We start from the raw sequence: 21,654 nt of genomic DNA on the forward strand, positions 1-21,654 counted from the left end.
CCCGCCACCTCGCCGGTTACTTCTGCAGGACCGCCAGATCGCGTTCCGCCTCCGGGACAGCGACCGATCCGCGGTCGTCCGGCAGCGTCTGGATCGTGAACATCGGGATGCCGTCCTCGGGCAGGGCCAGCATCCGCGAGCCGTAGACCTGGCCGCCGGACACCGGCTCCACGGTCAGGGCGTACGCACCCTTGAGGCCGGCCGGCACCGGCGGCTGCCCGACCTCCAGGGTCGTGCCGCCCTTGACCGTGTACGTCTTCGTGGCCGGCGAGCCGCCCTCCGTGCCCGCCGAGGCCGTGACCTTCACCTTGGCCGTCTCCTCCGGGGCCACCAGGGAGAGCGTGGAGCCCTTGGCACGGTTGTCGGCGACCGTCGCGCGCGTGCCGACCGCGTCCGTCGCCGGGATGAACGCCGTCTCCTTCTCGCTGCCCTTGCCGCGGGTGACGCGCAGCGCCGCGACCACAGGGACCGCCTTGTCACTCGGCGAGAGCAGCAGCGAACCGGCCTCCCCCTTGGTGACGTCCCCGAGGTCCACGGCGGCCGTCATGCCCGCCTTGACGTGCAGGTTCTCGTGCCCGGCGGGAGTAAGGGTGCCGGTCGGCGAGGCCAGCTGGACCTTCAGGTCGGCGTCGTCGGAGCCGGGCGCGAAGGCCACCAGGCGCACCGACGTGGCGTCCTTCGGGATGCCGGGCAGGACCGCTGCGGGGGCCGGGTCGGCGGAGGCCGGCAGCCAGTCACCGCCGATCTTGTCGTCGGAGGACTGCACGGCGGCGGCGACCCGGCCGCTGCGCGCCGTCACGTGCATCGTGAGGTTCGTGTACTCCTTGTCGGCGAGCGTGGACAGCAGCACCGGGACGCTGGAGTGCGGCTGGACCTGGATCGCCTCGCCCACCGGGGAGGTGACCTCGCCGTCCGGGCCGAAGAGCTCCACGTCGACGACGGCCGCGGAGTCGTCGGGGTTCGTCAGGTGGATGTAGTCGCTGCGGCCCTTGGCGGTGCTCGTGCCCGGGAACCAGAAGTCCGTGTCGGGCGCGGTGCAGTTGGTGCCCTGCGCGCCACGGCCGCTGCCCGCGGAGTACGTCGTGGTCTGCTGCACGGTCCAGCCGGGGGCGAGCGCGCCGTCGGCGGTGCCGATGAGCACGGGGGCCTCGGCGCCCGACTCCTCGCCGCCGACCGCCACGCCCGGCTTGCGCTGGGTCAGGAAGGGCTTGGCCTTCTTGTCCTTGGCGCCCTCTTGGGGCACGTCCGACAACTGCTTGGTGACGGGCAGCAGTTCCGCCTTGCCGCCGCCTTCGGAGCCGCTCGGCTTCGGGGTGAAGGCGGTGTACGAGGTCTCGGCGAGGTCGGGGGCGCTGGGTGCCGGGCAGAGCAGGCTGGTGCGCTCCACGGGCAGCCGGGCGGCGGCCTTGGCGCCGTCGTCGTCCGTGCCGCCGGGGGCGCTGGACGCGGCGTATCCGGTGACGGCGCCGAGCGCGACGACCACGGCGATCAGGGACTGGGTGGTGCGGTTCACTGCTGGCTCCCGTCGGGGCGCTCACTGTCGGTGCCGTGGGGCGGCCGCGGGGGCGCCGGCGGCATCGGGGGGTGCTGCTCGTACGGCGCCTCTCCGTAGGACCCGCCGTACTGCTGCTGGTCCCCTCCGTAGGCCCCGCCGACCGCCCCGTAGGAGGCGTACGGGTCGTACTGGCCGTTCTGGTAGGCCTCCGGCTCGTACCGCGGCTGTTCGTAGGCACCGGCCGGGTACTGGCCGCCCTGGTACTGCTGATCGCCGCCGTACGTGCCGTACTCGGCGCCCGTGCGGGCGGGTGCCTGCCCATCCGCGTAGGACTGTGCCGGTGACTGCTGCTGCGGGACGGCGGCGAGGGGCTCATCGGCGGCGGTAGGCGGCGCGTCCTGGCCCGCCTCCTGCGCGGCCTGCTCGCTCTGGGCCCGCAGCCTGCGCGCCCTGCGGCCCTCGCCCTCGACCGCCTGGGCGGGGACGAGGGGCTCTTCGGGGAGGTCGTCGTCGACGTCGCGGCGCCGGCCGGGCAGGGCGAGCACCACGAGGACGACGGCGAGCGCTCCTTGCGTCCACAGCCAGGCGGTGTGGCTCACGGGGGCTTCGAAGGTGACGTCCAGGCGGCCGCCGGTGGTGGGCAGTTCGAAGCCCTGCGCCCAGCCGTCGAGCGTGGTGCGGGGCAGCGGACGGCCGTCGAGGGTCGCCGTCCAGCCGGGGGCCGCGGAGTCGGCGAGCCGCAGCACGCGGCCCTCTTCGCCCGAGGGGATCTTCGTGTGCAGTTCGACGGGGCCCGCGGCGACGGGCTCCGGGTCGCCGTTCTTGAGGACGATGGCGGCACGGGAGACCTGCCGGTCCACGCGCCACAGGGCGCTGCCGTCCTCCTGGCTGAGCCGGGTCAGGCCCGGCGTCGCGTCCAGGGTGCGGCTCATCTGACGGGGCGCTCCCTCGCGTACGAGGATGTAGCGCACGGCGTAGCCGCCGAGCTGGTCGGCCTGGTCGGCGCCGGAGCCCGCGACGAGCCGGGCGACGATCTTGTCGAGCCGGTCGTCGGTGGTGGCCGCCGCGGTCAGTTCGGCGTCACCGAGGCGGGCGCCGGATCCGCGGACGAGCGTGTAGGAGACCGCGGCCGCCGAGTCGCTGTCGAGGACGAGGGTGCGGGCCTGGTCCTGCGTGCCGCTCTCCTCCGCGACGAAGGCCGGCACCTGCACCGGATCGCGCCGCTCCAGAGGGCCGTCGGCGCCGCGGATCATCCATCCGGCGGCGACGAGCAGCGGCCCCGCGGCCGCGGCGAACGCGATGAGCGCGGCCACCGGCTGGCGCCAGCCGAAGCTCTGCTCGGCGACACGCGCGCGTGCCCCGTCGGCGCCGAGCGCGGCGGCGGCCAGGAGCGCGATGCCGTAGCCGAGGGTGGCGGGGCCGGCCCACGCCGAGCCGTTCGCCAGGACGGCGAAGACCAGGGAGACCAGGGCGGCCGCCCAGGCGGTACGGACGGCGAGCTGCCGCTCGGCGCGCAGCAGGGCGCCGAGCGCGGCGAGGACGATGCCGATGAGCAGCAGTCCGTCCACGGTGCCGGGGCCGCCGGGGTCCGCGCCGAGCAGGTCGAGCGCGGTGGCGGAGCCGTCACCGAACTCCAGGCCCGCTTCCTTGAAGAAGCCGAAGGGCAGCAGCGTCAGCGACCACGGGGCGAGGACGAGCAGCGGCGTGCCGAGCGCGGCGAGGAACCGCAGGCCGTACGCGGTGATGTCGCGGAAGCGCAGCGCGAGGAGGGCGAGGCCGAGCACCAGGGCGATCGGCCAGACGATCGGCGTGAAGGCCGTGGCGAGGGTCAGCAGCAGGGCGTACGCCCACGTGGCGCGCCAGGTCCCGCGCCCGCTTCCGGTGGCCGTCAGGCCCGCGGCGGCGACGCCCGCGCGCGCGATGAGCGGCATCAGGACGGCGAGGACGCCGGTGCCGATGCGGCCGCCCGCGAGCGCACCGGTGGCGGCGGGCAGGAAGGCGTACGCGACGGAGGCCCAGGCGCGCAGCAGGCGCGAGGTGACGAGCGGGCGCGAGGCGAAGTACGCGGCGAAGCCGGCCAGCGGTACGGAGCCGACGAGCAGCACGGTGACCGCGAGCCCGGTGGAGCCGAACAGCAGTGTGGACAGCCCGGCGAGGAGCGCGAGGTAGGGCGGCGCGGTCTGGGTGCCGCCCGTGCCGACGGGGTGCCAGCCGTCCAGATAGCGCGACCACAGGCCGGAGGAGTCGGCGGGCGCGGGCAGCAGCGCGCCGCCCGCGAGCGCGCCGCTGCCGAGCAGGGCGCGGCAGGCGATGAGCGAGACGAACAGGAGGACGACGAAGAGCACCGGGCCCGGTTTGCGGGCGATGCGCTTGAGGCGGGCGAACTGCTCGATCTCCAGGAAGTCCGCGTCGTCGCCGCCGGGTCCCGACTCGACGGCGCCGTGGCGCCCCGCGCCCGCGGGCGCGTCCGCGTCGGAGCGGCCGACGAGGCCGCCCGCGGCCTGTTCGACGGTGGCGCGCACCGTGGCGCCGGGCGGCGGGAACAGGGCCCGCATCTCCCCCGCGTCGGGCACCGGCTTGCCGCGCTGCTTGCGGGCGGCGAGGATCCGCCCGGGGCGCAGCAGTGTCACCAGGAGGCCGGCGATCTCGTCGAGCGCCTGTCCGGGCGCCTTGCCGAGCAGATACGTGACGGTGCGCAGGAGCGTGCCGAGGACGAGCCGGAAGAGGATCCACGGCAGCACGGCCGAGCGGGCGTTGACGAGCAGGGTGTATGCGGCGCCCGCCTTGTCCACGCGGTGCGGTGACGTCGCCGTGCGGCCCACGCAGTCGACGGTGCGGCGCTCGCGGGAGGACGCCTCGGCGTGCCGGACGACGGCGTCGGGGGCGACGAGGACGCGGTGCCCCGCGGAGTGCGCGCGCCAGCACAGGTCGACGTCGTCGCGCATCAGCGGCAGGAAGCGGTCGAAGCCACCGAGTTGTTCGTAGACGTCGCGGCGGATCAGCATGCCGGCGGTGGAGACGGAGAGGACGGGCCGCACGTGGTCGTGCTGGCCCTGGTCCTGCTCGCGGCGGTCGAGGCCGGTCCAGCGGCGGCCGCTGTTGGCGATGGAGACGCCGACTTCGAGGAGTTGCCTGCGGTCGTACCAGCCGCGGAGCTTGGGGCCGACGACGGCGACGTCCTTGCCGAGCTCGTGTTCGTTCTCGACGGCGCGCAGCAGTTCGGCGAGGGCCTCGGGCTCGGGCGCGCAGTCGTCGTGGAGCAGCCACAGCCACTGCACAGGCTCGCCGTGCGGCAGGTCCGGCATGTCGTACGCCTCGTCGCGCCAGGACCGGCTCACCGGGTCCCAGCCGCTGGGGCGCTTCAGGTACGGCAGGTCCTCGAGGGTCAGCACCTGGGCGGTGCGGACCGCCTCGTCGACGGCGGTGCCGAAGCCGGAGCGCCGGGCGAGGTGCAGCACGCGGTCGGCGCCGAGGGCCTCGGTGACCAGCCGGGCGGAGTCGTCCGCGCTGCCGGTGTCCGCGGCCACGGCCTGCTGCACCGGACGCTCCTGGCCGAGCAGCCCGGCCAGGGCGTCGGGCAGCCAGCGGGCGCCGTCGTGGGAGACGAGGACGGCAGTCACGACGTGCCGCGGGAACTCAGGAGGGCGGGTCGGGTCGAACCCGGCGGCAGCGTCGTGATGGGCTGCCGGATGGCTGTGCACGGACATCGAGGTACGGGCCCCGGTTCGATGGACTGCGGTGGACGCCTGCGCCCTGCGGGGGCGCCGGGGCGTATCGGACGGGGCCCCACACTAACGGCTGGCACCAGGACGGCCCGCCGCCTGTGGATAACCCACGGGCGACGGGCCGTTCGTTGCGCATTGGTTGAGGGAGGTGTGTGCCGAATTGGCGGGGCGGCTCCGGCGCGCGAGCGCGTCCGGTCACACCGCGGTCTTCTTCGGTCACACCGCTGCCTTCTTCAGTCGGCGGCGCTCACGCTCCGACAGACCGCCCCAGATTCCGAAGCGTTCGTCGTTGGCGAGTGCGTATTCAAGGCATTCTGAGCGGACCTCACAGGCGAGACAGACCTTCTTGGCCTCGCGGGTGGAGCCGCCCTTCTCAGGGAAGAAGGACTCGGGGTCGGTCTGGGCGCACAGCGCGCGCTCCTGCCAGCCGAGTTCCTCGTCCGCGTCCTCGACCAGCAGTTCCTGAACCAGCTCGGTCATCTGCGCCCCTCGTCTGTCTGTGCGTCCCCGTGGTGCTGCCGTTACCGATTTCGGCTGAACGACACGAGTGAAATTACAAGTGTGCTGATCCGGGCCAGTCAAGCCGAGATCTGCTATTGGGCCCCTTATTCACTCTGCGGAACCAAGGCTATGCGGAAAGTGTTCAAATCGGGATAAACCACTACCCCGTCGGCGACCCGCTTCCCACCAAGGAGGACGGCGAGGTTTGCCTGCCGGTTGCTGCGCCATGTGTCCCGTGCACCCGGTGCACAAACCTTTCGCCTAACCGAACAACCGGATGAGGTGAAACATGTCCCACATTTCGGACATGGAGTTGACAGCGGAGGTGTAAGCGGGTGTCCTGGTGGGCATGCTCGCGAACCTGGCTCTTTCGATGACCCGCACCAGCGGGTCCATCGGTGCTGCCCACGCGCGCTGTTGCTGTTCCTGCTCCAGCTGTTGAGTTCATCCAGCTGTCGAGCCGCTTCTCCGGCGTCACCTCCGTGACCGCCCGACTGCTCTCCCTCTCCATCTGTTTTCCCCGCTTCATCTGCTTCCCCGCGCTCCACCCATCCTTCGCGACACCCCAGCTCTCTTACGTTGAGGAACCACCGCACGATGAACAGCGACAGCGACCTCCAGATCGCCGGCGACATCCTCGAAGTCCCGCACCTCCTGCAGCCCGCCCGCGAGCACCCCGCCACCGTGGCCGAGTTCGTCGGCCTCGCCCGCGCCATCGCCGCCGACCGCTCCCAGTGGGAACACCTCGTCGAGTACGACGCCACCAGCCGCTGGTACCACCGCCTGCGCACCGGGCCCGGCTACGAGGTCTGGCTGCTCTCCTGGGTGCCCGGACAGGGCAGCGGTCTGCACGACCACGGTCCCTCTTCCGGCGTACTCACGCTCCTCGAAGGTGCGTTGACGGAGCACACCGAGCGGGGCACGCGGGCGCTCGAAGCGGGCGCGCAGCGCGTCTTCGCGCCGGGTTACGTCCACGAAGTCGTCAACGACTCCCTCGAACCGGCCGTCAGCCTGCACATCTACTACCCCGGCCTGACCGAGATGCCGATGCACTCGGCCCAGTGCGCCGCCCACGGCACCGGTGGCACCGGCGACATCACAGAGGATGTCGTGACCGCCTGACGCACTGTCGTACTCGCCTGACATGCTGGGCGCATGCGCATTGTGGTTCTGGCCGGCGGCATCGGCGGCGCCCGTTTTCTCCGCGGGCTCAAGAAGGCCGCGCCCGACGCGGACATCACGGTCATCGGCAACACCGGTGACGACATTCACCTGTTCGGGCTGAAGGTCTGCCCCGACCTGGACACCGTGATGTACACGCTCGGCGGCGGCATCAACGAAGAACAGGGCTGGGGACGTACGGACGAGACGTTCAAGGTCAAGGAAGAGCTCGCGGCCTACGGCGTCGGGCCCGAGTGGTTCGGGCTCGGCGACCGGGACTTCGCGACACACATCGTGCGGACCCAGATGCTGGGCGCCGGATATCCGCTCAGCGCCGTCACGCAGGCGCTCTGCGAGCGGTGGCAGCCCGGGGTGCGGCTCATCCCCATGTCCGACGACCGCGTCGAGACCCACGTCGCCGTCACGATCGACGGCGAGCAGAAGGCCGTGCACTTCCAGGAGTACTGGGTGCGGCTGCGTGCCTCCGTGGACGCGCACGCCGTCGTGCCGGTCGGCGCCGAGCAGGCCAAGCCCGCGCCCGGCGTCCTCGAAGCCATCGCCGAGGCCGACGTCATCCTCTTCCCGCCGTCCAACCCCGTCGTCAGCGTCGGGACCATCCTCGCCGTGCCCGGCATCCGCGAGGCGATCGCCGAGGCGGGCGTGCCGGTCGTCGGGCTCTCCCCCATCGTCGGCGACTCACCGGTGCGGGGCATGGCCGACAAGGTGCTGGCCGCCGTCGGCGTGGAGACCAATGCCGCCGCCGTCGCCGAGCACTACGGCAGCGGGCTGCTCGACGGGTGGCTGGTCGACAGCGTCGACGCGGGCGTGGTGGAGCGGGTGGAGAGCGCCGGGATCCGCTGCCGGGCCATTCCACTGATGATGACCGGCGTCGACGCCACGGCCGAGATGGCCCGGGAGGCCCTCGCGCTCGCCTCGGAGGTACGGGCGTGACCTCACCGTCCTTCCGGGTGTGGGCCGTCCCCGGGCTGCCCGAGGTGCGGGAAGGCGACGACCTCGCCAAGCTGATCGCGGCCGCCGAACCGGGGCTCGCCGACGGTGACGTCCTGCTCGTCACGTCGAAGATCGTCAGCAAGGCCGAGGGGCGGATCGTCGAGGCGAGCGACCGCGAGGCGGCCATCGACGCGGAGGCCGTGCGGGTCGTCGCGCGGCGCGGGACCCTGCGGATCGTGGAGAACCGCCAGGGGCTCGTGATGGCCGCGGCCGGTGTCGACGCGTCGAACACTCCGTCAGGGACGGTGTTGCTGCTGCCCGAGGATCCCGACGCCTCCGCTCGCGCCGTGCGGGACGGGGTGCGCGAAGCGCTGGGGGTCGAGGTCGGCGTCATCGTCACGGATACGTTCGGGCGGCCTTGGCGCGCCGGGCTCACCGATGTCGCCATCGGGGCGGCGGGGGTGCGGGTGCTCGATGATCTGCGGGGCGGGGTGGACGCGTACGGCAATCCGCTGAGCGCGACCGTTGTCGCCACGGGCGACGAGCTGGCCGCCGCGGGGGACCTCGTCAAGGGCAAGGCCGCGGGGCTGCCGGTCGCCGTCGTGCGGGGGCTGGGGCATGCCGTGGTCGGTGACTCCGCCCCCGACGCCGGGGCGCGGGCCTTGGTGCGTGACGCGCGGGACGACATGTTCCGGCTCGGGACGTCCGAAGCGGTGCGGGAAGCGGTGGCGCTGCGGCGGACCGTGCGGGAGTTCACGGACCAGGAGGTCGATCCCGGGGCCGTGCGGCGCGCCGTCGCCGCGGCGGTCACCGCGCCGGCGCCGCATCACACGACGCCGTGGCGGTTCGTGCTGCTGGAGTCCGCGGCGGCGCGGAGTGCGTTGCTGGACGCGATGCGGGACGCGTGGATCGCGGATCTGCGGCGGGACGGGAAGTCCGAGGAGTCCATCGCCAAGCGGGTGCGGCGCGGGGACGTGTTGCGCAAGGCGCCGCTGCTGGTCGTGCCGTGCATGGTGATGGACGGTTCCCATACGTACGGGGACGCGCGGCGGGACGGGGCCGAGCGGGACATGTTCGTGGTCGCGGCGGGGGCCGGGGTGCAGAACTTTCTCGTGGCGTTGGCCGGGGAGCGGCTTGGGTCGGCCTGGGTCTCTTCGACGATGTTCTGTCGGGATGTCGTGCGGGAGGTTCTTGAGTTGCCGGGGGGATGGGAGCCGATGGGGGCGGTGGCTGTGGGGCACCCGGCGGGGGCGCCTCCCGCTCGGGGGGAGCGGGATGTGGGGGGCTTTATCGCTGTTCGGTGAGGGGCCGGGCGGGGGCGTTGGGTGGGGGCTGCTGCGGGCCGGTTTTCGGGTGCCGGTTGGGGTGTGGCTGGTCGCGCCCCTGACGGGGCGGTGCGGCTCAGAGTAGGGCGATGTCTGTTTTGCGCATGCGTGGGGCTCTGCGGGGTGGGGTGTGGCCGCTCAGGAGGATGAGGCGGGCTGCTCGGTGGCGTTGGCCCTTGTAGGGGGTCAGGAGGCGCAGCATCGTTTCGTCGTCCGCGTCGCGGTCGTCCGCCAGGGCGTGGCCGATGATGCCGGGGAGGTGGAGGTCGCCGACCGTGACCGCGTCGGGGGCGCCGTTGCTGCGCTGAACCGTCTCGGCCGAGGTCCAGGGGCCGATGCCGGGGATCAGCTCCAGGCGGGCCTGGGCCTGGAGCGGCTCCATCGTGGACGCCTCCTCCATGCGGCGGGCCACCTTCACCGCGCGCAGGATCGTCGACGCCCGCTTGTTGTCGACGCCCGCCTTGTGCCACTCCCACGAAGGGATCAGGGACCAGGTGCGGGGGTCCGGCATCACGTACATCCGGGGGGTGGGGCCGGGCGCCGGCTCGCCGTGGCCGCGGACCAGGAGGCGCCAGGCGCGGTAGGCCTCGTCCGCGGTGATCTTCTGTTCCAGGATCGAGGGGATCAGGGATTCGAGGATCAGCCCCGTGCGCACCAGACGCAGGCCGGGGCGGCGGCGGGCCGTCGCGGCGACCAGGCGGTGGCGGGGTGCGAAGGCAGCGGGGTCGTCCGACTCGCCGAGGAGGGTCGGGAGGCGGTCGAGGAACCAGGCCGCGCCCGGGCCCCAGGCCTCGGCCTCCACCGCGCCGGAGCGGAGCGCGACGCGCAGGGTGCCGGGACCCTCGGGCGTGCGGCTCGCGCGCCAGACCGAGCCGTCCGGGGTCATCCGGAAGGTGGGGTCACCGGGGCCGCGCCGCAGGGGGCCGAGGGTCGCGCCCAGGTCCAGGGGGAACGGCGGCCGCCAGGAACGGGTGAGCGGCGGCGCCGCGCTCTGGCGGGGGACGCCGGACGGCACGGCCGTCTCGCCGCCGCGCACGGTGGTGCGGGTGGGGCGCGGGGTGAAACGGGACGACATCTTTATGAGGGTAGGCGACGCCCGCCGTCGCCGGGGCGTCACTGGTCGGAGGAGAAGCGGACCGCGCCCGCCGGGAGCGTGGCCCCGCACCAGACGCGTACGCCTTCGCGCAGTTCGTTGTCGGCGCCGACGCTCGCTCCGTCGCCGACGACCGCCCCGCGGAGCGCCGTGCGCGCCCCGACACGGGCGTCCTCGCCGACGAGGGAGTCGGTGATCACCGCGCCCGGTTCGACGACCGCGCCGGACAGGATCGTGCTGCCGGAGATCCGCGCGCCCTCGCCCACCCGGGCGTTCTCGCCGACGACCGTGCCGCCGGTGAGCTTGGCGTCCGGGGCGACGCGGGCGGTGGGCAGGACGAGGCTCTCACCGCGGCGTCCGGGCACCGCCGGGGAGGGCGCGCGGCCGAGGACGAGGTCCGCCGAGCCGCGTACGAACGCCTGGGGCGTACCGAGGTCCAGCCAGTAGGTGGAGTCGACCATGCCCTGGAGGTGGGCGCCCGAGGAGAGGAGGTCGGGGAAGGTCTCTCGTTCGACCGAGACGGGGCGGCCCGCCGGGATCGTGTCGATGACCGAGCGGCGGAAGACGTACGCACCCGCGTTGATCTGGTCGGTGACGATCTCCTCCGGGGTCTGCGGCTTCTCCAGGAAGGCCGTGACACGCCCGGTCGGATCGGTCGGGACCAGGCCGTACGCCCTCGGGTCCGCGACCCGGGTCAGATGCAGGGAGACGTCGGCGCCGGACGTCTCGTGGGTGTCGACCAGAGCCCGGATGTCGAGGCCGGTGAGGATGTCGCCGTTGAAGATCAGGACCGGGTCGTCGGGAGCCGAGCGCAGACGGGACGCCACATTGCGGATCGCGCCGCCGGTGCCCAGGGGCTCGGTCTCCGTGACGTACTCGATGTGGAGGCCGAGCGCGGAGCCGTCGCCGAAGTACGGCTCGAAGACCTCGGCGAGGTAGGAGGTGGCGAGAACGATGTGTTCCACGCCCGCCGCGCGGGCCCGCGCCAGTTGATGCGTGAGGAACGGGACGCCCGCCGCCGGGACCATCGGCTTCGGGGTGTGGACCGTGAGCGGCCGCAGCCGGGTTCCTTTGCCGCCGACCAGGAGGATCGCTTCTGTCACCTGTCGTCTCTGCTTCCTGCTGGGGCCGGCCGAACTTGAGTTTCGGCCGGCCAGTGTATGCAGACGGATGTGCAGATCGTGCAGTTCGTACAGTGCGACCGGGCTTCAGCGCCCCTGGTAGCGGGCCGCGGAGGACCGGGCCGTGCCGAGCTTTGCGTACAGCTGCTTACCGGGACATTCCGTGGCGTATCCGTCACGATGCCCTGAGATCACCCTAAGTTTGACGTTCGTGCCTTTCTTGTACAGGTTGCCGCCGCCGGACTGCAAGCTGGTGGTACCACTGGGGTCGGCGCCGTGCAGGCCGAGCTTCCACGCGGCCAGCCGGGCGATGGCGTTCACGGCCGCCTTCGGCGGATTGGCGCTGCTGTAGGTGCCGAGGACGGCGATGCCCGTGCTGTTCGCGTTGAAACCGAGAGTGTGGGCCCCGAGGACCGGCTTGGCCACACCTCCGGCGCGTCCTTCGTAGATGTTTCCGCACTTGTCGATCGCGAAGTTGTAGCCGAAGTCACGCCAGCCACTGCTCTTGACGTGGTAGCGGTAGATGCTGCGGAGTACGGATCCGGCCTGTGAGCAGCGGTAATTGTTGCCGGACGCGCTGTGGTGCACGAAGGCGGCCTTCACCGTCTGGGTGTACGCGAATTCCTTCTCGCGGATCCGCTCGTCAGCGCCCCAGCCCTTGCGCGTGATGATGCGCGGGCGCGGGCCGATGTAGGGCCGGGCCTGACCGGCCACTTCGGGGGCGCCGCGGCCGGCGAGCAGCTCGTCCTCCGTCTGTTGCTTGGTCAGCTCCGGGATCACGGCGGCTTCCATCGGTGCGAGGTCCGCGTTGACGGCCGAGGCGGCGGCCGACTCGACGGTCACGGCGGGGGTGAGGGCCGGTGCCTCGGTCTGGCCGCCGCGCGGTGGCGGCTCGTCGCCCGGATCGACCAGTTCGAGGCGGAGCCCCTCGGGGAGCAGGCCGCGGCCGGAGGCCTGGTCGCCATGCCGGTCGTACTCCGCCCGTACGCGGATCTCCACGCCGTCGGAGTTGCCGACCCACAGGGGGGCGGTGGAGCCGCGGACCTTGCCGGTGCCGCGCTCCAAGGTCTCGGGGTCGGCCGCGTGTTCGTGGTTGTGCGTCTCCACGCTCTGCCAGCCGGACCAGGTGGTGGTGCCGCTGGCGCGGGTGCGGACCTGGACGGTGCCGCGCAACTCGTCGGCCGGGTCGTCCCAGACGACCCCCACCAGGGCGAACGGGCGGACGTCGCGCCGGGTCAGGCCCTGTTCCCGCTCGTCCGGGCCGGACGAGCGGTCGGAGGCGAGCGGGGCGAGCGGCAGGGACTGGGTGCTGCCGGGGATGCCTTCGGCAGCGGGCGGGGCGGCGGGCGTCGTGGCCCGGGCGGCGGACGACGGCAGGGCGAGGGGCAGGGCCAGGGCGGCCGCGCAGGTGACGCCGATCGAGGAAGCAAGGAATCCACGCATACGTCTGATCGTCGGCATACCGGAACATATCTGTCCATCCGGGAATTGACGGGTCGTCGCCCCTGAGCGGCCGAACCGGTGGTCCGCTCTCCCCGCCACGCCGGGGGCCGTGCGGGTGCCCGCGTACCCTTGCGCCCGTGAACGCCAACGACCGCACCCCTGCCGACCTGCTGCGATCCGCGCTCGCCGCGGATCCCGGCCGTCCTCTGGTCACCTTCTACGACGACGCCACGGGCGAGCGCGTGGAATTGTCCGTGGCCACCTTCGCCAATTGGGTGGCCAAGACCGCCAATCTGCTCCAGGGCGATCTCGCCGCCGAACCGGGTGACCGGGCCGTGCTGTTGCTGCCCGCGCACTGGCAGACGGCCGTGTGGCTGCTCGCCTGTTCGTCGGTGGGCGTGGTCGCGGACGTGGGTGGTGACCCGGCCGCGGCGGATCTCGTCGTCAGCGGTCCGGACACGTTGGAGGCGGCGCGTGCCTGTTCCGGGGAGCGGGTCGCGCTCGCGCTGCGGCCGCTCGGCGGGCGGTTTCCGCAGCCGCCGGGGAGCTTCGCCGACTACGCGGTGGAGGTGCCGGGCCAGGGGGACCGGTTCGCGCCGTACGCGCCCGTCGATCCGGACGCGCCTGCCCTCGCGGTCGGCGGGGCGGAGCTGTCCGGCGCGGGAGTGGTGGAGCGGGCCCGTGCCGATGCCGGGCGGCTCGGTGTCACGGCCGGGTCCCGGGTGCTTTCCGGGCTGTCGTACGGGACCTGGGAGGGGCTGAGCTGCGGGTTGTATGCGGCGCTGGCGGTGGGCGGGTCGGTGGTGCTGTGCCGGCATCTCGATCAGCTTGCGGAGGGGGGGCTGGAGAAGCGGGTCGAGGATGAGCGGGTGACTGTCACCGTGCGGTGACGCCTCGCGGGCTGGTTTTCGGCTGCCGGTTCGTCGTGGCTGGGCGCGCAGTTCCCCGCGCCCCTTGGCGGGGGCGGGTCGCGTCCGGCGGGCTTGTGTGGCCGGGTGGGGGTCACTCCTTCGGCCTACGTGGGGGACGGACCCAGAGGCCACCGGCGCCGCGTCGGTCCATGGTCGTAAGGGACGTAGCACGCACCGACGCAGCCGTGAGGGGTGGACGTACACGTGACCGACACCGCGGGCGCGGCATGGGAGCCCAAGGCCACGTACGGACCCGGGACGGGGGCGAGCCCCACCGGGGAGGGCGTGGTGCGCCGGCGGCGGCGCTGGCTGCGGGGTGTGGCGCTCGGGGCCGCCGTGCTGGTGCTCGGCGCGGGCGGCGCGGGGTGGGCGGCGTACCAGAAGCTCAACGGCAACATCACGAAGGACACCGACGCCGCCGCCGAACTCGCCCGCTACGACAGGGAGCGGCCGGCGCCGCTGGTGCACGACGCGCAGAACATCCTGCTCATCGGCTCCGACACGCGCGCCGGCGACAACCGCAAGTACGGCAGGGACCGGGGCACGCAGCGCTCGGACACCACGATCCTGCTGCACCTGGCCGCCGACCGGCAGAGCGCGACCGCGGTGTCGATCCCGCGTGACCTGATGGTGGACGTCCCCGGCTGCCGACGGCCCGACGGCTCGCGGACGCGGGCCCAGTTCGCCCAGTTCAACTCGGCGTTCGAGGTGGGCGGGACGGCCTGCACGATCCGTACCGTCGAGAAGCTCACCGGGATCCGCGTCGACCACCACATGGTCGTGGACTTCGCGGGGTTCAAGGACATGGTCGACGCGGTCGACGGCGTGGAGGTGTGCCTCAAGGCGCCGATCGATGACGACGACGCGCATGTGCGGCTCGCCCCCGGCCCGCAGACCCTCGACGGCGAACAGGCACTGGGGTACGTGCGCGCCCGCAAGAGCCTCGGCACCGGCAGCGACACCGAGCGCATGGACCGCCAGCAGGAATTCCTCGGCGCGCTCGTCAACAAGGTGCAGAGCAACGACGTCCTGCTGAATCCGTCGAAGCTCTACCCCGTACTCGACGCGGCCACTTCGTCGCTGACCACCGACCCCGCGCTCGCCAGCCTGCGCGGTCTGTACGAACTCGTGCGCGGCATGCGCAATATCCCCACGGAACGGGTGCAGTTCCTCACCGTCCCGCGGCAGTCGTACACCTACGACGCGAACCGCGACGAGCTGGTCGAACCGGCGGCGGAGCAGCTCTTCACGCGCCTTCGCACCGACAGCCCGGTCGCGGTGATCCCGGAGCGGGCCCGGAACCCCCGGGAATCGGCGCCGAGCCAGGATCAGGCGTACCGGGGGGATCCGGACCATTCAGACAGTGACGACAGTGAAGACAGTGACGGGAAGCCCGACGATCCTTCACATACGCCGTCTCCCGCACCGACATTCCGGGGCAACACGGCGGCGGAAGCCGCCTGCGAGTAAAGCGATGCCCAAGGGAATGCGGCCGGCCCATAAGAAATTGGGCGGATTGCCCAGTTGTAGGGGAGTGGAATTTGTCACCGGCGTCGTCCGGCGCTGAACTGGGCGGATAGTGTGAGCGCTCCGGTGCGCCGGGCCCTGAAGGCCTCGCACCGCTGGAACGACTGACCGAGCGCCTTCTTGAGGGGGATGAGGCGCCGCGTGGCCCCGACGGAGGACGCAAACAACCGTGGACGCGCAAGGCCGTGGGCGGGCGGAGAACATCGATCCCGCAGACCAGTGGGTGCTCAACCCGGACACCGGTGATTACGAGCTGCGACTGAGCCCTTCCACAGGGCAAGGACCCTCGACGGTACCGGGGCCCCGCAGAGCCGCGTCCCGCCAAGGAGCCCGAGGCCGCTCCGCGCCGGGGCGCGACCGCCAGCGCCCGCGTCCGGGAGAGCGCGACGAGCGCCGCGAGGTGCCGGGCCAGCGCAGGCGCCGGGTCAAGGAGCCGGAGCCGACCGGCGGCAGGCGCAAGCAGAAGCCGAAGAAGTCCGCGGGCAAGAAGGCCATGGTGTGGACCGGCGGCACGCTGGCGTTCCTGCTCGTCACGGGCTGCGTCGGCGGTTACCTGTACTACCAGCACCTCAACGACAACATCACGTCGATCAACGACGACGGCGCCGGCACCGGCGGCTTCAGCAAGGACCGGGCCATCAACATCCTGGTCGTCGGCACCGACAAGCGCAGCGGCGACGGGAACAAGGGCTACGGCGACGAGGGCAGCCTCGGCCACGCGGACACCACGATCCTGCTGCACGTCTCCAAGGACCGTACGAACGCGACCGCGTTGAGCATCCCGCGCGACATGATCACGGACATCCCGGACTGCCCCACCACGATGGAGGACGGCAGCAAGAAGACGATCCAGGGCACGAGGAACGCCCGCTTCAACGAGAGCCTCGGCCAGAACGACCGCACGCCGAGCTGCACGATGCGCACGGTCACGAAGATCACGGGGATAAAGCTCGACCACTTCATGGTGGCCGACTTCAACGCGGTCAAGACGCTCTCCAGTGCCGTGGGCGGCGTGGAGGTCTGCCTCGCCAAGGACATCGACGACCCCAAGTCGCATCTGAAGCTGTCCAAGGGCAAGCACGTGATCGAGGGCGAGCAGGCGCTCGCGTACGTGCGGACGCGGCACGCCGTGGGCAACGGCGGCGACCTGAGCCGCATCGAGTTGCAGCAGCAGTTCCTCAGCTCGCTGATGCGCAAGCTGAAGTCGAGCGACACCCTCACCAGCCCGAAGAAGATGTTCTCCCTGGCGGAGGCCGGCACCAAGGCCCTCACCGTCGACTCCACGATCGCGAACATCATGAAGCTGCGTGACCTCGGCATGGAGCTCGGCAAGCTCGACATGAAGAACCTGACCTTCGCCACGGTGCCGGTCGTCGACAACCCGAACGAGAAGGTCCACACCACGGTCGTGCTCAACCCGGCCAAGGCCGACCCCCTCTTCGCGATGATGCGGGCCGACCAGTCGCTGACCGAGGTGAAGAAGAAGGAGAAGAAGGAGAAGGCCGCGGTGGCCGCCCGTCTCAAGGGCCCCAAGGCCGACGCCTCCGAGGTGCGGGTCGACATCTTCAACGGCAGCGGCAAGACCGGCGCCGCCCAGACGACTCTCACGTGGCTGCAGAACAACGAGGGCGTGCTCAAGTCCAGCCAGCAGGGGAACGCGCCCTCGGTCATCAAGAAGACGACCCTGGAGTACGGCCCGGACCAGGCGGACCAGGCCCGTCGGCTCGCCGACATCATGGGGCTGCCCGCCGCCGCCCTGAAGCCGGGCAAGAGCGAGAAGAACGCACAGGGACTCCCTGCCATGAAGCTGACGCTGGGCGGCGACTTCGCGGGCGCGGGGGTGCCCATCGCCCCGCCGAAGAAGGCGCCGGAGGGGATCCAGAAAGTCGAAGCCGACAAGACTGTGTGCGCCAAGTGACCTGAAGCGGTCGTTTCGCGTCTAACAATGCGCCAAGGCGCCGCGTTGCGGCAGCAGTTCGGGAACGGGGCGGGGAGGGGCTGGGGATGAGGCAGAACAGCGTGCGTAAGGAGGGGGCGCGGTCACGCGTCCCGCACGCAAGTGATCACGGCTGGGACGACGGCGCACAGCAGGGCGACGCCGGACGGCCCCCCGGCCACCGGCGCCGGCGCGGCTCGGGCGGCAAAGGCCGTCCGCGGCGCCGCAAGCGCCGCGTCCTGCGCTGGTCGGCGACGGTCCTGTCGGTCCTGATACTCGGCACGGCCGGCGCCGGCTACCTCTACTACCAGCACCTCAACGGCAATATCGAGACGGACGACCTGAACCTCGGCGAGCACCGGGCCCCCGAGCCCACGCCCAACGCCGCGGGCCAGACACCGCTGAACATCCTCCTCATCGGCTCGGACGCGCGGGACTCCAAGGAGAACCAGAAGCTCGGCGGCGCCAAGGACACCTTCGGCGCACCGCCGCTCGCCGACGTGCAGATGCTGCTCCACCTCTCGGCGGACCGCAGCAACATGTCGGTGATCAGCATGCCGCGGGACACGCTGCTCACCATCCCCAAGTGCACCGACCCCGACGACGGCAAGGTCTACCCCGAGTCCGGCCCGCGCACCATGACGAACCAGTCGCTGGGCCGCGGCGGCCCCGGCTGCACCGTCGCCACCTGGGAGAAGCTCACCAACATCCACATCGACCACTACATGATGGTCGACTTCGCGGGCGTGGTCTCCATGGCGGACGCCATCGGCGGCGTACCGGTCTGCGTCGACAAGAACATCCACTCGCGCGACAGCCGGGGCAAGGGCTCGGGCCTGAAGCTGAAGAAGGGCACCACGGAGGTCCAGGGCGAGCAGGCCCTGCAGTGGCTGCGCACCCGCTACGGCTTCGAGGACGGCACCGACATAGGCCGCGCCAAGGCCCAGCACATGTACATGAACGCGCTGGTCCGCAAGCTCCGTGAGAACACCGGCCTGACGAGCCCGAACCAGCTGCGCAAGCTCGCCGACAAGGCGACGAAGGCGCTGAACGTCGACGACGGCCTCGGCACCATCAAGAAGCTGTACGACCTCGGCAACGAGCTCAAGAAGGTCTCGCCCTCGCGTACGACGATGACGACCATGCCGTTCGACTACGTGGGCGCACGCGTCGTCCCCAAGCCCGGCGACGCGGAGCAGCTCTTCCGGCTGGTCCGCGACGACATCCCGCTGGACGGCAAGGGCAAGAAGAAGCCCGCCAAGGAGAAGGCGTCCGACGACCCGGCCGCCGACGACGACCGGATCGCGGTCCAGGTGCAGAACGGCACGCGCACCGTCAGCGAGCCCCCGGCCACCGGCCGGGCGAGCACGGTGGCGCAGATCCTGGCCGCGAAGGGCTTCAAGAAGGCGACGCCGGACATGACGACGGCGCTGACCGAGGGCAGGACGGTCGTCCGCTACCCCAGCGTCGACCTGGAGGGCGATGCCCAGCGGGTCGCCAAGGCGCTGGGTCTGCCGCTGAGTTCGGCGAAGAAGTCGACGGACGTCTCCGGGGTGACGCTGGTCGTCGGCGCCGACTGGCGCGAGGGCGAGATGCCGCCCAAGCCGAAGAAGAAGGACGACAGGACGCCGGACTCCGCGGACGCGCTCAGCGGGTCCGACAAGAAGGCGTGCATGAAGGTGAACCCCGACTTCACCTGGTGACCCGCCCCCGCATGCGCGAAGGGGCCCGGCGGTGCGCCGGGCCCCTTCGCGTACGCGGCTCAGCTCTCAGGCCTCCTGGGTCTCCCCCAGGACGGCCGGGCGGCGCGAGGCGATGACCTTCTTCGCCAGCGAGCGGGGGCTGGTGAGGAAGCCCCAGCCCCACGACATGTGCATGGTCGCGAGCGCCACCGGTATCTGGAGGCGGGCCTTCAGCGGCAGGCCCTTGCCCGCGGGGACGGAGCCCGCGACGATCGCCGCGAGGTAGCCGCCGGGGATCACGAAGCCCCACGGCGTGAGCGCCGCGCCGACGACGATGCCCGCCGCGATCGCGCAGAGAGCGGTCGGCGGCGCGAGGTAGCGGAGGTTGATGGACCCCTCGTGGTAGCGGGCGACGACGTGGCGCCAGCGGCCGTAGTCCTTGTACTGCTTGGCGAGGGCCTTCACGCTCGGCCGCGGGCGGTACGACACCAGCAGATCGGGCGAGAACCAGATCAGGCCGCCCGCCTCGCGGATGCGGAAGTTCAGCTCCCAGTCCTGGGCGCGGATGAACTCCTCGTTGTACCCGCCCTGTTGCTCCAGGGCCTCGCGGCGGAAGACGCCCAGGTAGACCGTCTCGGCCTGCTGGGCCGCGCCGCCGGTGTGGAAGGCGGCGTTGCCCACGCCGATCTTCGACGTCATGGCGGCGGCGACCGCGTGCTCCCAGTCGTTCTGGCCCTCGGCGTGCATGATGCCGCCGACGTTCATCGCGCCGGTCTCCTCCAGGAGCCGGACGGCCGTCGTGATGTAGCCCGGCGAGAGCGCGGCGTGGCCGTCCACGCGCACCACGATCGGGTGACGTGAGGCCTTGATCGCGGCGTTCAGCGCGGCCGGCGTACGCCCCGTGGGGTTGGGGACCGTATGCACCCGCGGATCCTCGCGGACCAGCTCGGCGGCGATCTCGTCCGTGCGGTCGGTGGAGGGGCCGAGCGCGACCACTACCTCCATCTCACCCGCGTATTCCTGGCGCAGGATCGCGTGGACGGCCTCGCGCAGGTGCCGCTCCTCGTTGAGGACGGGCATGATCACGGACACGGCGGGAGGCTGTGCCTCAGACTTCGCGTTCATCACGCGCCACGTTACCGCGAATGGGGGACACGGACGCGCGCCGTCCGGGTCGTTGCCCCGGGCCGCATTTCGTATGGGCTTACGTTTCTCGGGTCCCCGGATCCGTCGCCCGTCGTCCGTCGTCCGTCGCCCGCCCCGAGCCAGGTCCGTCTCCGCGGAGGTGTTCCCCCACGTGCCCACACCGCCCCGCTCCCCCGCTCCCGCGCCGCGCCGCCCGCACCCGCAGGGCCACAGACCGCCCGACCGCGGGCCGGCCGGGCGGGCGAAGCGGCGGCCGCGCTGGGCCATGCGGATGGCGACCGCGTGCTCCGTGGCGGTGCTCGTCGCGGCCGGCATCGGGCACTCCGTGGTCACCGGTCTCGACACCGGGATCAAGCGGGTCGATGCCTTCAGGGACATGAAGAACCGGCCCGCTTCGGGCAACGGCATGAACGTGCTGCTCGTCGGCACCGACGGCCGCGACAAGATCACTCCGGAGGAGAAGGAGAAGTACCGCCTCGGCGGCGCCCCCTGCCACTGCACGGACACGATCATGATCGTGCACATCTCGGAGGACCGGGACCGCGCCAGCGTCGTGAGCCTGCCGCGGGACTCGTACGCCGAGCTGCCCGAGCACACCGACCAGAACAGCGGCAAGCAGCACCGCACGCACCCCGGCAAGATCAACGCGGCGTACGCGGAGGGCGGGCCGAACCTCACGGTGCGGACCGTCGAGCACATGACGAAGGTCAAGATCGACCACTACCTGGAGGTCGACTTCACCAGCTTCATCAAGACCGTGGACGTCCTCGGCGGCGTGGAGATCTGCACGTCGCGCCCGCTCCAGGACTCGCACACGGGCCTGAACCTCGCGGTCGGCACGCACGCCATGAACGGCGGCGAGGCGCTCCAGTACGTGCGGTCGCGGTACGTCGACGGGGCCTCCGACCTCGGCCGGATGAAGCGCCAGCAGCGGTTCCTCGCGGCGCTCATCGCGAAGGCGACCAGCAGCGGCGTCCTGCTCAATCCGGTCAAGTTCCGCGACGTGACGCAGACGCTGCTCGGCTCGGTCCGGGCGGACAAGGGCTTCGGCACGAGCGACATGCTGGACCTCGGCCGGGCGATGCGGGGCTTCTCGCCGTCGTCCTCGGAGTTCACGACCGTGCCGCTGAGTCCCGAGGGGCAGACCCTGCCGGGCATCGGCGCGACGCTGAAGTGGCACCCGACGAAATCCCGCAAGCTGTTCGACGCGCTGCGCGAGGACCGCCCGCTGGCCCCGCACCGCAACAAGTCCAGGGTCGCGCTGGTGGACGTCTCGCCCCAGCAGATCCAGGTGCAGGTCGACAACGGCACGGCGGTGCCGGGGCTCGGCAAGCGCGTCGACACCGGGCTGCGGGCCACCGGCTTCCGCACGACCGGCCTGCCGGGGAACGTGCCGACCGCGCGGACGGCGCCGGCGGCGCGGACCGTCGTCGCCTACGACCCCCGCTGGGACCGCTCCGCGAAGGCCCTCGCGACGGCCCTGCCGGGCTGCGAGATGCGCACGGTCGACGGGCAGGGGGCGGTGCTGAAGGTGATCGCGGGGACGGACTTCAAGGCGGTGCGGCCGGTGCGGGCGGAGGACGAGCTGGAGGGCGAGTTCGGGGCCGTCACCGGCGACCAGGTCGTCTGTCCCTGAC

15 protein-coding genes are annotated in these 21,654 nt (G+C 72.0%); 8 read left to right on the top strand and 7 right to left on the bottom strand.

The features are described from left to right. Positions 1-16: 16 nt before the first annotated feature. The 3 genes from KKZ08_RS15325 to KKZ08_RS15335 form a co-directional block, all read right to left on the bottom strand. On the bottom strand, positions 17-1,513 hold the full coding sequence (locus KKZ08_RS15325) for a DUF5719 family protein (protein ID WP_223774976.1): 1,497 nt from the start codon (positions 1,511-1,513) through the stop codon (positions 17-19). Then, positions 1,510-5,202 carry a glycosyltransferase family 2 protein gene (locus KKZ08_RS15330; RefSeq protein WP_223774977.1) on the bottom strand — a complete coding sequence of 1,231 codons (3,693 nt, stop codon included), beginning with the start codon at positions 5,200-5,202 and terminating at the stop codon, positions 1,510-1,512. Before KKZ08_RS15330 ends, KKZ08_RS15325 begins: the two co-directional genes overlap by 4 nt. Positions 5,203-5,436: 234 nt before the next feature. Then, the gene (locus tag KKZ08_RS15335) at positions 5,437-5,700 is read right to left on the bottom strand and encodes a WhiB family transcriptional regulator (RefSeq protein WP_016642094.1); all 264 of its coding nucleotides are present in this window, start codon (positions 5,698-5,700) and stop codon (positions 5,437-5,439) included. Positions 5,701-6,318: 618 nt separating this feature from the next. Between KKZ08_RS15335 and KKZ08_RS15340 the strand changes: the two genes are divergently transcribed. The 3 genes from KKZ08_RS15340 to KKZ08_RS15350 are packed head-to-tail and all read left to right on the top strand — an operon-like array spanning position 6,319 to position 9,137. After that, positions 6,319-6,843 (top strand): cysteine dioxygenase family protein, encoded by a 525-nt coding sequence (locus KKZ08_RS15340; RefSeq protein WP_223774978.1) that lies wholly within the window; start codon positions 6,319-6,321, stop codon positions 6,841-6,843. 33 nt (positions 6,844-6,876) lie between these two features. Further along, positions 6,877-7,833 carry a 2-phospho-L-lactate transferase gene (gene cofD, locus KKZ08_RS15345; protein ID WP_223774979.1) on the top strand — a complete coding sequence of 319 codons (957 nt, stop codon included), beginning with the start codon at positions 6,877-6,879 and terminating at the stop codon, positions 7,831-7,833. After that, positions 7,830-9,137, top strand: coding sequence for a coenzyme F420-0:L-glutamate ligase (locus KKZ08_RS15350; RefSeq protein WP_223774980.1), 1,308 nt, complete (start codon positions 7,830-7,832; stop codon positions 9,135-9,137). The genes cofD and KKZ08_RS15350 overlap by 4 nt, the downstream gene beginning before the upstream one ends. A 97-nt stretch (positions 9,138-9,234) precedes the next feature. Here the strand turns inward: KKZ08_RS15350 and KKZ08_RS15355 are convergent, their stop codons facing one another. From KKZ08_RS15355 to KKZ08_RS15365, 3 genes are all read right to left on the bottom strand, one after another. Next, positions 9,235-10,233, bottom strand: a complete 999-nt coding sequence (locus KKZ08_RS15355; RefSeq protein ID WP_223774981.1) for a DNA-3-methyladenine glycosylase 2 family protein — start codon at positions 10,231-10,233, stop codon at positions 9,235-9,237. Positions 10,234-10,271: 38 nt separating this feature from the next. Continuing rightward, positions 10,272-11,354 (bottom strand): NDP-sugar synthase, encoded by a 1,083-nt coding sequence (locus tag KKZ08_RS15360; RefSeq protein ID WP_223774982.1) that lies wholly within the window; start codon positions 11,352-11,354, stop codon positions 10,272-10,274. A 105-nt stretch (positions 11,355-11,459) separates the two neighbouring features. Beyond that, positions 11,460-12,815 carry a peptidoglycan recognition protein gene (locus KKZ08_RS15365; RefSeq protein WP_223774983.1) on the bottom strand — a complete coding sequence of 452 codons (1,356 nt, stop codon included), beginning with the start codon at positions 12,813-12,815 and terminating at the stop codon, positions 11,460-11,462. 137 nt (positions 12,816-12,952) lie between these two features. Here KKZ08_RS15365 and KKZ08_RS15370 point away from each other — a divergent pair, with 137 nt between their 5' ends. From KKZ08_RS15370 to KKZ08_RS15385, 4 genes are all read left to right on the top strand, one after another. Next, a complete protein-coding gene (locus KKZ08_RS15370) occupies positions 12,953-13,705 on the top strand; it encodes a TIGR03089 family protein (protein ID WP_223774984.1) in 753 nt (250 codons plus the stop codon). A 225-nt stretch (positions 13,706-13,930) separates the two neighbouring features. Further along, positions 13,931-15,196, top strand: a complete 1,266-nt coding sequence (locus tag KKZ08_RS15375) for an LCP family protein (RefSeq protein ID WP_223774985.1) — start codon at positions 13,931-13,933, stop codon at positions 15,194-15,196. Positions 15,197-15,422: 226 nt separating this feature from the next. Further along, on the top strand, positions 15,423-17,171 hold the full coding sequence (locus KKZ08_RS15380) for an LCP family protein (RefSeq protein ID WP_223774986.1): 1,749 nt from the start codon (positions 15,423-15,425) through the stop codon (positions 17,169-17,171). An 86-nt stretch (positions 17,172-17,257) separates the two neighbouring features. Beyond that, positions 17,258-18,892 (top strand): LCP family protein, encoded by a 1,635-nt coding sequence (locus KKZ08_RS15385; protein WP_223774987.1) that lies wholly within the window; start codon positions 17,258-17,260, stop codon positions 18,890-18,892. Between the two features lie 66 nt (positions 18,893-18,958). Here the strand turns inward: KKZ08_RS15385 and KKZ08_RS15390 are convergent, their stop codons facing one another. Beyond that, entirely contained in the window at positions 18,959-19,996 is a 1,038-nt protein-coding gene (locus KKZ08_RS15390; protein ID WP_223774988.1) for a glycosyltransferase family 2 protein, read from the bottom strand. Between the two features lie 172 nt (positions 19,997-20,168). On the opposite strand from KKZ08_RS15390, the gene KKZ08_RS15395 reads away from it, so the two are divergent. Further along, positions 20,169-21,653, top strand: a complete 1,485-nt coding sequence (locus tag KKZ08_RS15395) for an LCP family protein (protein WP_223774989.1) — start codon at positions 20,169-20,171, stop codon at positions 21,651-21,653. Position 21,654: the final 1 nt, after the last annotated feature.

The sequence above is a fragment of the Streptomyces sp. 135 genome (assembly GCF_020026305.1).
Classification (GTDB): Bacteria; Actinomycetota; Actinomycetes; order Streptomycetales; family Streptomycetaceae; genus Streptomyces.

Bases quoted from the DNA above. Each gene is read 5' to 3' on its own strand.
- KKZ08_RS15335 (WP_016642094.1), bottom strand. From the start codon at position 5,700: ATGACCGAGCTGGTTCAGGAACTGCTGGTCGAGGACGCGGACGAGGAA.
- KKZ08_RS15365 (WP_223774983.1), bottom strand. From the start codon at position 12,815: ATGCGTGGATTCCTTGCTTCCTCGATCGGCGTCACCTGCGCGGCCGCC.
- KKZ08_RS15340 (WP_223774978.1), top strand. From the start codon at position 6,319: ATGAACAGCGACAGCGACCTCCAGATCGCCGGCGACATCCTCGAAGTC.
- KKZ08_RS15385 (WP_223774987.1), top strand. From the start codon at position 17,258: ATGAGGCAGAACAGCGTGCGTAAGGAGGGGGCGCGGTCACGCGTCCCG.
- KKZ08_RS15355 (WP_223774981.1), bottom strand. From the start codon at position 10,233: ATGTCGTCCCGTTTCACCCCGCGCCCCACCCGCACCACCGTGCGCGGC.
- KKZ08_RS15390 (WP_223774988.1), bottom strand. From the start codon at position 19,996: ATGAACGCGAAGTCTGAGGCACAGCCTCCCGCCGTGTCCGTGATCATG.
- cofD (WP_223774979.1), top strand. From the start codon at position 6,877: ATGCGCATTGTGGTTCTGGCCGGCGGCATCGGCGGCGCCCGTTTTCTC.
- KKZ08_RS15330 (WP_223774977.1), bottom strand. From the start codon at position 5,202: ATGTCCGTGCACAGCCATCCGGCAGCCCATCACGACGCTGCCGCCGGG.